The organism is Brucella pseudogrignonensis (genome assembly GCF_002252525.1).
GTDB lineage: Bacteria > Pseudomonadota > Alphaproteobacteria > Rhizobiales > Rhizobiaceae > Brucella > Brucella pseudogrignonensis.
Window position 1 is genome coordinate 164,065 of sequence record NZ_NNRM01000022.1, and the last position, 11,641, is coordinate 175,705.

The following is an 11,641-nucleotide window of genomic DNA, read 5'->3' on the forward strand; positions in this document are numbered from 1 at the left end:
ATTAGGTGAGGGGTGTCATCACTGCCTTACGATAGGCTGCACGCTGCGTAAGACGCTGATACCAGCCTTCAAGGCGCGGCATTGAGGGGCGTGTGATGGGTAATTCGAACCAAGCATAGGCATAGCAACCAAGTGGAATATCACCTATGCCGAAATTATCGCCGGAAAACCACGGTTGTACGGCAAGTGCTTCTTCCGCAATTTGGAGCGATCGAGCCATGCCTTCAATGCCGCGCTGCAAAATCGCTGGATCGCGCTTGTCTTCAGGTAAACGGATCAGATGCATCATCACATCTCGGAAATCGCCAAACAGGGTGGTCGACGACCAATCCATCCACTTTTCAGCTTGGGCGCGCTTGGCAGGATTTTCGATCCATAAGCTGCCATTGGCGCGGCTAGCTGCAAGATAGCGTACAATGACGTTGGATTCCCAAAGTGTTGTGTCACCATCCTGTAGAAGTGGAATGAGGCCGTTGGGGTTTAGCGCAAGAAAGTCGGCATCCTGTAAGCCGCCAAATGGACCGCCAATGTTGACCTGTTCATATTCAAGGCCAAGCTCTTCAGCCGCCCAAAGCGCTTTTCTTACATTGGTGGAATTAATTCGACCCCAGATTTTCAGCATGATGTAGCCTATCGCATTGCTATGAAAACGCGCGAGCAGCGCATTTGAATAAGTATGCATTTAAAGCAGATCGCCCCCGGTAGCTGCAAGGCTAACGGGGGCGATAAATTTTCTTTTGTTCCGATGATTAGCGGACCAAATGTCTTGTCAGTCGCCGTTCAATGAAATCCCATATATGTCGCAAACACTCGACGATCAGCAGATAAATAACTGCCGCCCAGAGGTAGGTCTGGAAGTCGAATGTGCGCGAATAAGCACGGCGCGTTTCACCCATTAGATCAAGGATCGTGATGATCGAGACAATCGCAGAACCTTTAATCATCAGAATGATTTCATTGCCGTAAGGACGCAGAGCCACGATCAGTGCCTGAGGCAGAATGACCTTCCAGAATGTCACGCGTTTGGAAATACCAAGCGCTGCTGCACCTTCCCATTGCCCGAGAGCCACACTCTGAATCGCACCGCGAAGAATTTCGGCCTGATAGGCAGCTGTATTGAGCGAGAATGCGAGGATAGCGCAATTCCAAGCATCCCGGAAAAACACCCAGAGACCAATGCTTTCGAGAAACGGACGGAACGTACCGAAGCCGTAATAGATCAAGAATGTCTGCGCGAGCAGTGGCGTGCCGCGGAAGAAGTAGACATAGCCAAACGCAATGCCACGCAACCAGCGATTATTGGACATACGCGCTGCGGTAATTGGCAGGGAAAGCAGTGCACCGATGACGATAGACACTGCAACCAGTTGCAGCGTCGTCAGCAGACCCGACCAATAACGCGGTGCATAGGTTTCAAAAAGATCGATGCGCCACGTATTATAAAGATAAATGGCAAGTCCTGCGAAAAGCAGAGCCCAGAAGGCCACGATGAGGTGGCCAGCGATGCGGATGCCTGTCCAGCTTTTAACGACTGGCGGCGGTGCGAGAACTTCTGCTGCGCCTCGTGATGTGATCTCACTCATGATCATGCACCCCGCGACGCATTGTTGCCGGCATCAGCCCAACGAGCGATGCGGTTGATGAAGTAGGACGAAATGATCGCAAGGCCGAGATAGAGAAGACAAGCCACGCCGAAGAACAGGAATGGCTCTTTCGTAACGCGTGCTGCAATCGAAGTCTGGCGCAAGATGTCTGACAAAGTGATCACGGACACCAGTGATGTATCCTTCAGCAGAACGAGCCAGAGATTGGCGAGACCCGGAAGGGCGATACGGATCAACTGCGGCAGCACGACTTTGCGCATGGTCTGCCAATGGGAAAGACCGACAGCATAGCCGCCCTCATATTGACCGCGCGGGATCGCACGAAATGCGGACAGGAAGACTTCACTCGAATAGGATGAGAACACGAAACCAAGCGCCACCATACCGGCGGCAAAAGCATTGATTTCAACATTTGCATCAACGCCAAACAGACTAAGTAGGCGCTGCAAGCCCAAAGATGCACCAAAATAAACCAGGAAAAGCGTCAGAAGCTCAGGCAGTCCGCGGAAAATGGTGGTGTAGATATTGCTGGCGAGTCGGATGGATGGTTCTTGCGATTGTTTGCCCAAGGCAACAAGAAATCCGAGCGCCAGGCCGACTGGCAGAGTTGCTATTGCCAAAGATATCGTGACCAGAAGGCCCCAGGCAATACTCATCCCCCAACCGTCGGGACCGAAACTTAACAAGGTGGCGTAGTGTTCCATGCGCCTAATCTCTTCCTAGGGCTTCTCAGGTCTGCTGGTAGCAAAGCCCGATAACTTTTGAAGTTTCTCTTTATAGCCCAAATAGTTACGCCGGCTTACTTGGGAGTAAACCGGCGTTTTGATGTTAAAATATCTTAGTTTTCTGCACCGTAAGCGTCGAAATCAAAGTACTTGTCGTTGACTTCCTTGTACTTACCGTTTGCGCGGATCGCTTTGATTGCTTCGTTGAACTTTTCAATCAGCTCAGGGCGACCCTTTTTGAAGGCAACGCCGGCACCAGGACCGTGAATCTCGATCACTGGAGGGAAGGTGCCAACCATCTTACAGCAAGCGCCATCTGGCGTCTTCAGCCATTCAGCCAAGGTCACGCTATCATCGTTGACGGCATCGAGACGACCATTCGCGAGATCAAGACGATATTCTTCGGCCGTCGGATAAGCCTTGATGGTGCTGTCGGTGAAGGTCTTTTCCGAATAGTTTGCGTGCGTGGTCGAAACCTGAACACCAATCGTCTTGCCAGCGAGATCTTCCTTGGTCACGCCCTTGATGTCCGTGTCCTTAGGTGCGGCGATACCTGGAGGTGTGTTGTAATACTTGTTCGAGAAGTCGACCTGCTTCTTGCGCTCATCCGTAATGGACATGGATGCGATGAAGGCATCGAATTTGCCGGACTGAAGGGCTGGAATAGCGCCGTCCCACTCCTGGGTGACGAACTCGCATTCAGCCTTCATTTCTTCGCAGAGCGCTCTGGCGATATCGACGTCGAAGCCCGACAGCGTGCCATCTGGCTTGATAAAGTTAAACGGAGGATACGCACCTTCCGTGCCGATCTTGAGCTTCAGTGGTTCCTGAGCGGTCGCAGTGCCTGCGGTCATGGAGCCAATGGTAATTGCAAGTGCTGCAACTGATGCTGCTGCGGCGATACGCTTTAATACGCGCATTCTAAGTCCTCTCGTTTGTTAAGGCTGGTTCCCTGATTATTCTTCTGGTTCAGCCGCTTCAAGGTACACTGTCATTCTAAACTTTAAGTAGCAATTCTGACAGTGAATCCCTTGTTGTCTACAATTAGATGCTAGAGCTGACAACGCGCAATATTTTTTCGCACTTATGCCCAATCATCCGCCCGTAATCTGATATTCCCACCATTTTCCATGTCATGGCAATACGGCTAGAGTAATTTAATTGTGCATGCAAAAAGGCTGATTTAAAAGGATATCCGTGCCATATCTGCGCGTGGTAGAATTTTACCCTATAGTTTAACGTTTAGATGGGGAAATTCTCAAAGCTCCATCAGCTCTACGATGAAATCGGCAATTTCTTCAATTTTATCGATATGGAAAACGGGCAATCTTTCATCATTGGAGAGATGGTCACTGGCCAGTGCAACGATGCTCGGATCATCATCAGAAAGCGGTGGTCCATCATGCCCGCCGATACGCCTCAGCTCGATCTTCCTATGAGATTCGCGCTTATAGCCCTCGATCAAAACGAGATCGCATGGGGCCAGCTTGCTAACGATGGCTTGTAGTGAAGGTTCTTCTTCACCCATGTTTTCATGCATAATCGCGTAGCGAGCTGATGAGACTATGGCGACTTCGGAAGCTCCGGCATTTCTGTGTCGCCACGAATCCGTACCGACGTGATCGATATCGAAGTTATGGTGGGCGTGTTTCACGGTCGAAATTTTATAACCGCGCTTGGTCAGTTCCTGAACCAGCCGTTCGGTCATGGTGGTTTTGCCCGAGTTTTTCCAGCCGGTGATACCGAATAGTTTATGGGTCATCTCAGAGCCTCATTCAGCCGTTTTGCTTCAGCAAGATCGTCTGGTGTGTTGATGTTGAAGAATGGATCAAATGTTTCGCCATTGGCAAGTTCTACCAAAGGGAACTCTACCTCTTCAAAACCGATATGCCGTGCGAAAGCAAAGACACTGGCTCTTTCAGCCTGTGCCAACCAGTCATTGAGCGGCTGCGCCAAATCAGTTTTCCATAGCCCGAAGATTGGGTGAACACGTCCGCCGGAACTTGCCAGCACGATAGAAGCACCGGTTTTCTTTTGCCGTTCACAAAGTCGAGTCGCAAGATCGAGCGGAAGAGAGGGGCTGTCAGCTGCGACGCTCAACAGAAATGGAAAACCAGATGCATATTCGAATGCTGTTCGAAGACCGACAAGCGGCCCGCCATGAGTGGAGGGCAAATCTGAGACAATCGGAATATTAAGCTTTGCTAGACGGTTAGGGTCGCCATTTGCATTGACAAAGAGATTGCTCACCTGCGGCGAAAGCCTTGAAGCGACGTGTTCAATTATCGTTCGGGAATCAAGTGATTGGAGAAACTTGTCGCCTGCGATGCCACCTTCCTGCATACGGCTGGATAAGCCACCTGCGATGATAACCCCTGCAAGTCTGATCCCGTCTGGTGTCACGACGGCTCTACTCCTGTCGGTGTTGTGGCCAAGGTGCTCTTGTTCTGTTCGCGTCTTTTGCGAATGTTCTCGCGGTAAACCATATAGATACCGCTGCCAACGACAAGGATTGAGCCGGCAATTGTGTAGGAGTCCGGGGCTTCGTTGAAAACGACGGTGCTCAACAAAATGGCCCATAACAGGCTCGAATAACGGAATGGCGATACGAAAGAGATTTCGCCTTCACGCATCGCCATGATGATAAAATGATAACCTACCAGCAATAGCCCGGCGGCCAGCGCCATAATCAGCACTGGTCCAATACCAACCGGTTGCCATCCGCCCATCGGGTGAATGAGCCCTCCGCCTGTCAATGCTATGGCGCCAGCAGTCAGCGTTGAGAGATAAAGGGTAGGGACATGCGCTGGCACGCGACGCGTTGCGATATCCCGCATAGCCGCGAAGCAAACGCTGGATAGCAAAATTCCGACGGCTGCGAGACTTGCTGAGCTATCGGTGCCGGGGCGGATGATGATGATAACCCCCACAAGGCCAAAGGAAATACACATCCAGCGCCGCCAGCCGACTTTTTCGTTGAGGAAAAGAACAGCGCCAAGGGTTACGACCAAAGGGGTTGCCTGAAAAACTGCAGAGCAGAAAGCCTGCGAAAGGTGACCAAGAGAAAAGATATAGGTGACTGTCGCTAAAACCTCGCCGAGAACGCGAAGAACGGTCATTAAATCCAAAGAAAGGTTGCGAAGGGCGCCGTTGCGCCAGGCGAGTAAGCCAATTGCAATTGTCGCGAATATGCCCCGGATGAACATATACTGACCGCTATTCATCTGGGTCAGCAGATATTTCGTCATAGTATCGCCGATGGTGAATGTACCCATAGCGAGAAGCATAAAAATACTTGCACGGAAGTTTGCTGACTGCGGCACGATATGAAATCCGGTTTAGGATTGTATATCGCTATCGTATCATTTGGATTCGGTCCAATTTATACTTGTTGCAAATCCATCTAAATTATTTATCCGCCGGTAAGGCTCATATGGCGTGCGACTGCCGGGCGATTATGGTCGCGATCAATAATGAAATCATGGCCCTTGGGCTTACGTGAGATTGCCTCGTCAATCGCATCGTTTAGAACGCTGTCACCTTCACTTGCACGCACCGCCGCACGCAAGTCTGCATCATCATTCTGGCCAAGGCACATATAAAGCATACCTGTGCAGGTGAGGCGCACGCGATTGCAGCTCTCGCAGAAATTATGCGTAAGCGGCGTGATGAAACCGAGACGCCCGCCCGTTTCTGCAATTGTGACATAGCGGGCAGGGCCGCCGGTGCGATACGGGATATCGGACAGGATGAACTGTTGGCCGAGGTCGTCGCGGAGCTGCGAAAGCGGGAGATATTGATCGGTGCGATCAAATTCGATTTCGCCCATCGGCATAGTTTCGATCAGAGTCATGTCCATGTCGCGGCCATGCGCCCAGCGGATCAGTTCAGGAATTTCAAATTCATTGAAATTCTTGAGTGCTACCGCGTTGATTTTGACGCGAATGCCAGCCTTTTGCGCGGCCTCGATGCCTTCGATGACGCGGTTAAGATCGCCCCAGCGGGTAATCGTGCGAAATTTTTCAGGATCAAGCGTGTCCATAGAGACATTGATGCGCCGCACACCGCAATCTGCGAGTTCGTCAGCATAGCGCGCAAGCTGTGAACCATTGGTGGTCAGCGTCAGCTCGTCCAACGCACCTGTCTTCAGATGCCGCGAAAGCTCGCGAATGAGATGCATGATATTCTTGCGAACAAGCGGTTCACCACCTGTCAGACGCAGTTTACGAACACCCTTCTCGATAAATGCGCTGCAGATGCGGTCGAGTTCTTCCAGTGTCAGCAGATCTTTTTTCGGCAGGAAAGTCATGTGTTCCGCCATGCAGTATGTGCAGCGGAAATCGCAACGGTCAGTAACGGAAACGCGCAAATAGGTGATGGCACGCCCGAACGGATCAATCATTTGTCCGGTCGGAGAAACAACAGGCAGAGTTTGAGAACGTTGCATAGAGTAAGCCATTGTTTCCACATACTGCAGAGCCTGTCTGCATCTTAGTCCTAGAGATAGGTTCCGCGAAGCGCTTTGTCCAGTTTACACCTTGGTATAGCAGCTTCAAGCAAGAGCACATTAATCGAACAGATCGATCCCTTGGCTCTTCTCATAATGGATAAAGATCAATATCTCTTTGATTTGACGCAATTCGAAGCGGCTACTGCAGTATTTATATGCAAGCCGTCATATATTGCAGAATGAAACGCCGCTGGAATGACGGAGAACAATTATGAGTGATGTCTGGCCTACCGAATTGCGGGTCTCTAAGGATCGCAAGCTTTTGACGGTGGCTTTTGAAAGCGGTGAACGTTTTGAGCTGACTGCAGAACTTTTGCGGGTTCTGTCACCTTCAGCGGAAGTGCAGGGGCATTCACCTGAACAACGTGTGACGGTCGGTGGCAAGCGCGAAGTCGAAATCATGCGCATGGACCCGATTGGCAATTATGCCGTCCGCATCACCTTTGACGACATGCACGATACCGGGCTGTTCTCATGGACCTATCTTCATAAGCTGGGCACCGAGAAAGACACGCTTTGGCAGACTTATCTGGACGAGCTTGCGGAAAAAGGTCTGAAACGCGATCGGCGATGAGGAAAAGGGCGGACTTTATTTTTTGCGCATCCCGAAAGCCGCTGCACAGTTTTCGGGATGCGCTTAAGCCGCCCTTTTTTCTTTAACCGAGATTGAGTTCCTTGAAGAAGTCGTTGCCCTTATCGTCGATGACGATAAAGGCTGGGAAGTCGACGACTTCAATACGCCAGATGGCTTCCATACCTAGCTCTGGATATTCGACAACTTCGACCTTCTTGATGCAGTCTTGCGCGAGACGAGCGGCTGGGCCACCAATCGAGCCAAGATAGAAGCCACCATGCGTGCCACAGGCTTCGCGAACCTGACGCGAACGATTGCCCTTGGCGAGCATTACCATCGAGCCACCGAACGACTGGAACTGATCGACATAAGAATCCATACGACCAGCAGTGGTTGGGCCGAACGAACCAGATGCGTAGCCGGTTGGTGTCTTGGCCGGGCCTGCATAATAGATCGGATGGTTCTTGAAATAATCCGGCATAGCTTCGCCGTTTTCCAGACGTTCGCGGATTTTCGCATGCGCGAGATCGCGCGCAACAATAATCGAGCCGGTCAAGGAAAGCTGCGTCTTCACCGGATGCTTCGACAATTCCTTGAGAATGTCTTCCATCGGTTGATTGAGGTCTATCTTGACCACATGTGACGACAACTTTTCTTCGTCGATTTCCGGCATGTATTGTGCTGGATTGGTTTCAAGCTGCTCTAGGAAAATACCTTCCTTGGTGATCTTTCCCTTGGCCTGACGATCCGCCGAGCAGGAAACACCGAGGCCAATCGGCAGCGATGCGCCATGACGTGGCAGACGGATAACGCGCACATCATGGCAGAAATATTTGCCACCAAACTGCGCACCAACGCCGAGCGACTGGGTCAGTTTGTGGATTTCAGCTTCCATTTCCAGATCACGGAACGCATGGCCGTTATCGGAGCCTTCGGTTGGAAGCTCATCGAGATAGCGGGTGGAAGCGAGCTTCACCGTCTTCAGGTTCATTTCAGCCGAAGTGCCACCAATGACAATCGCCAGATGATAAGGCGGGCAGGCGGCTGTACCGAGACTGAGGATCTTATCCTTAAGGAAGTCGATCATGCGGTCATGCGTCAACAGCGATGGCGTTCCTTGAAACAGGAACGTCTTGTTAGCCGAACCGCCGCCCTTGGCAACAAACAGGAATTTGTAGGCGTCTTCACCTTCTTCGTAGATGTCGATCTGCGCAGGCAAATTGTTCTTGGTGTTCTTTTCCTCGAACATCGACAGCGGAGCGAGCTGCGAATAGCGCAGATTCTTCTTATTATAGGCATCGAGCACGCCAGCACCCAAAGCATCGGCATCGCCACCTTCGGTCCAGACGCGACGGCCCTTCTTGCCCATGATGATCGCTGTGCCCGTATCCTGACACATAGGTAGAACGCCGCCCGCTGCAATATTTGCGTTCTTCAAGAGATCATAAGCCACGAAGCGGTCGTTATCGGTTGCTTCGGGGTCCTTCATGATATTTGCGAGCTGTTGCAAATGGCCTGGGCGCAGAAGGTGATTGATGTCAGCAAAGGCAGCTTCCGAAAGGATGCGCAGCCCTTCAGCGTCGACGCTCAGAATTTCCTGTCCCTTAAACGTATCGACCGACACATGATCGGAAGTCAGTTTGCGGTAAGGGGTTTTGTCTTCGCCAAGTGGGAATAGATCGGCGGCGCTTGCTTCTGCCATTGTGGTACCTCGCTTGCTTGCCTGCCGCATCCAAGTGCCGCCTTCGGCCCAACGGATGCGCTCCGTGATTCAGCCCTGACAAAGTCAGGGGCATATTCTGCGGGGCTTTTAGCGCGATGCAGTCCGGAATCCACTGCGGCACATTGTTCTGTTCGACGCGAAACGGAGCTCGAGTGTGTCCGCAAAATCGCTTTTCAAGAAAAATTGATAGAGTTGGGCGCAAAATAATAGGAGGATGCGTTAACGTTAAAAGATTCTATACGAGATTCATCAATTCTATGGGCAAAGATTGACGCGGCTTCGCTTAATAGCGGTTGCATTGAATTGGCGGTTGGAATGCAGTTCTCCAGAAATTTGAATCGGAACATTAAAGATAATCGCAAGCGCGGTCCTTATGTCCGTAACGCGATGGCTTTCGCACTGGCAGCATCGACACTTTTCTCGACAGCGCAGGCGCAGGCAGCTAACTCTCTGCTTGAGCTGTTCCAGCAGCGTCGTCAGCAACAGGCCCAGCCGGTTCAGCCGCCTGTGCAGGTCGCCCCAGCACCAAATACTGCTAAGCCAGTTTCCGTGCCGAGAGCTGCCGTGCCGCCAGCACAGCGCGTCACGGTTAAAGGACCGCAGATCTACAATTATAAGCCGGATGCTTTGATCAAGGTCGATTTCAGCGCTCTTGATATGCAGGTGACAGCGGCAGTTGATCCCGCGCGCGTCGATCCTCTGACATCGGGAATGTCGCCGATTGGTCCGGTAAAAAAGACCGACGAATCCCAGGGTGAGCTCGCTTTCGATGCCGCAACTGATTATCTGAAGACCGTCGACGTCAAAGCGGAAAAGCAAATTGCTGAAGCTATCGTCAGCTTCTATTCCGAAAAGCGCACCTTTCTTTGGTCGGCAGACAACAAGGCGCTTGATAAAGCCCGCAATGTTGCAGCCTTCTTTGCACAGGCTGACGATGATGGTCTGAACCCGGAAGAATATGCCGTCACTATTCCTGGCGATCATTTCGAAGAAGCACAGCTTGCCGAACGTCAGCAAAAACTTGCTGACTTTGAAATTCGCATGTCTGCGCGTGCATTGCGCTATGCAATTGATGCGGGCGAGGGCCGTGTGATTGCAGACCGCCTCAGTGGTTTTTATGATCTGCCGCGTAATCGCGTCGATCCTAAAGCTGTTCTGGCCCGTCTGGCATCTGAAACCGACCCGGTGGCTTATCTGAAAAGCTTCCAGCCGAACAACGAAGCCTATGCTTCATTGAAGCGTGAACTGGCTAATACGGAAGCGCCAGCTGGCGAACCTATTCGCATTTCGCTTGATAAAGCTATTCGTCCGGGTGATTCCAGCGATCAGCTTGCAAATGTTGTCGCGCTCATCACGAGACATGCTCCAGCCAGCTATCTGGAACAGCATCGCAATGTTCTGCAGGCTCACGCAGATGGAAGCATCTATGATCCGGAACTGGCCGCTGCCATCAAGGATTACCAGAAGCTTTCAGGCAGCACGCCCGATGGCATCATTGGTAAGAACACGATTGCAGCCCTTCAAGGCGAGCAGGATTCGGTGAAGCGTGATCGCATTCTCTATTCGATGGAACGCCTGCGCTGGCTGCCACATGATTTCGGCTCGCGTTACGTGATGGTCAATCAGCCATCCTACCGCGCCGAATATTTTGAAGACGGCAAAGAAAAGCTGGCCATGAATGTGGTCATCGGTTCGCCAACCCATCAGACCTATTTCTTCTATAACAAGGTCCAGACGGTTGTTTTCAATCCATCCTGGGGCGTGCCGCGTTCGATTATTCTGAACGAAATGCTGCCAAAGGTGATGCGTGATACGAGCTATCTCGATCGCAACGGCTATGAAGTTTATGTCGGCGGCAAGAAGGTTTCGGCGAGCGCTGTAAACTGGAGTGCAGTTGCTGCAGGCAAGGCGCATGTCGGCATCCGCCAGAAGCCAAGTCTCGATAATGCTCTGGGCGAACTGAAGATTCTTTTCCCAAACGCTCATGACATTTACATGCATGACACTCCGGCGAAATCCTATTTCAGCCGTGATATGCGTGCCTTGAGCCATGGCTGCATCCGTCTGGAGCGCCCGCGCGATATGGCAGCAGCAGTGCTTGGTAAGCCGGTTGAAGAGTTAAGCAAATATTTCGGTAAGGACGAACGCGGCTTGAAGGTTGCTAATCCGGTTCCGGTCTATATCGCTTACTTCACGGCTTGGCCTGATTCCAATGGTAACGTTCGTTACTTCAGCGACGTTTACGACCGCGACGCGGGTATGCAGAAAGCTTTCGATAAGACGGCAGAGTCACGTTTGGCCGCTCTTTGAGCGGTCGGCGGTAACTCGGCTAAAGAATGTTTTTATCGTACAGTGCTGCTTGCATAGACAAATAACATCAAGAAAAAAGCGGACTTAAAGCAATTTCAGCAAAAGTGCGAAGCGTCTCCGCAGGGAAATCAGTTTGCCGGACTGATTTCTTTTTCTGCTGCGATGCGTCGGATAGTACTATAAAAACAAATAGAT

At 51.4% G+C, this 11,641-nt stretch carries 11 protein-coding genes; 2 read left to right on the top strand and 9 right to left on the bottom strand.

Annotation, left to right across the window (positions count from 1 at the left end):
* Position 1: 1 nt before the first annotated feature.
* The 8 genes from CEV34_RS13785 to moaA form a co-directional block, all read right to left on the bottom strand.
* Positions 2 to 622, bottom strand: a complete 621-nt coding sequence (locus tag CEV34_RS13785) for a glutathione S-transferase family protein (RefSeq protein ID WP_007874828.1) — start codon at positions 620 to 622, stop codon at positions 2 to 4.
* Between the two features lie 127 nt (positions 623 to 749).
* Positions 750 to 1,583, bottom strand: coding sequence for an ABC transporter permease (locus CEV34_RS13790; RefSeq protein WP_007874829.1), 834 nt, complete (start codon positions 1,581 to 1,583; stop codon positions 750 to 752).
* 2 nt (positions 1,584 to 1,585) lie between these two features.
* The gene (locus tag CEV34_RS13795; RefSeq protein WP_039859731.1) at positions 1,586 to 2,308 is read right to left on the bottom strand and encodes an ABC transporter permease; all 723 of its coding nucleotides are present in this window, start codon (positions 2,306 to 2,308) and stop codon (positions 1,586 to 1,588) included.
* Positions 2,309 to 2,442: 134 nt separating this feature from the next.
* Positions 2,443 to 3,249 carry an ABC transporter substrate-binding protein gene (locus CEV34_RS13800; RefSeq protein WP_007874831.1) on the bottom strand — a complete coding sequence of 269 codons (807 nt, stop codon included), beginning with the start codon at positions 3,247 to 3,249 and terminating at the stop codon, positions 2,443 to 2,445.
* A gap of 338 nt (positions 3,250 to 3,587) precedes the next feature.
* Positions 3,588 to 4,091: a molybdopterin-guanine dinucleotide biosynthesis protein B gene (gene mobB / locus CEV34_RS13805; protein WP_007874833.1), complete on the bottom strand. Its 504-nt coding sequence runs from the start codon at positions 4,089 to 4,091 to the stop codon at positions 3,588 to 3,590.
* Positions 4,088 to 4,732 (bottom strand): molybdenum cofactor guanylyltransferase MobA, encoded by a 645-nt coding sequence (gene mobA, locus CEV34_RS13810; protein ID WP_007874835.1) that lies wholly within the window; start codon positions 4,730 to 4,732, stop codon positions 4,088 to 4,090. Before mobA ends, mobB begins: the two co-directional genes overlap by 4 nt.
* Positions 4,729 to 5,616, bottom strand: coding sequence for a DMT family transporter (locus tag CEV34_RS13815; protein ID WP_051063913.1), 888 nt, complete (start codon positions 5,614 to 5,616; stop codon positions 4,729 to 4,731). Before CEV34_RS13815 ends, mobA begins: the two co-directional genes overlap by 4 nt.
* 125 nt (positions 5,617 to 5,741) lie before the next feature.
* The gene (moaA, locus tag CEV34_RS13820; RefSeq protein ID WP_007874838.1) at positions 5,742 to 6,776 is read right to left on the bottom strand and encodes a GTP 3',8-cyclase MoaA; all 1,035 of its coding nucleotides are present in this window, start codon (positions 6,774 to 6,776) and stop codon (positions 5,742 to 5,744) included.
* A gap of 274 nt (positions 6,777 to 7,050) precedes the next feature.
* Between moaA and CEV34_RS13825 the strand changes: the two genes are divergently transcribed.
* Positions 7,051 to 7,413 carry a gamma-butyrobetaine hydroxylase family protein gene (locus CEV34_RS13825; protein WP_007874839.1) on the top strand — a complete coding sequence of 121 codons (363 nt, stop codon included), beginning with the start codon at positions 7,051 to 7,053 and terminating at the stop codon, positions 7,411 to 7,413.
* Positions 7,414 to 7,495: 82 nt separating this feature from the next.
* Here the strand turns inward: CEV34_RS13825 and CEV34_RS13830 are convergent, their stop codons facing one another.
* On the bottom strand, positions 7,496 to 9,115 hold the full coding sequence (locus tag CEV34_RS13830) for a fumarate hydratase (protein ID WP_007874840.1): 1,620 nt from the start codon (positions 9,113 to 9,115) through the stop codon (positions 7,496 to 7,498).
* A gap of 336 nt (positions 9,116 to 9,451) precedes the next feature.
* Here CEV34_RS13830 and CEV34_RS13835 point away from each other — a divergent pair, with 336 nt between their 5' ends.
* Entirely contained in the window at positions 9,452 to 11,446 is a 1,995-nt protein-coding gene (locus CEV34_RS13835; protein WP_007874841.1) for a L,D-transpeptidase family protein, read from the top strand.
* Positions 11,447 to 11,641: the final 195 nt, after the last annotated feature.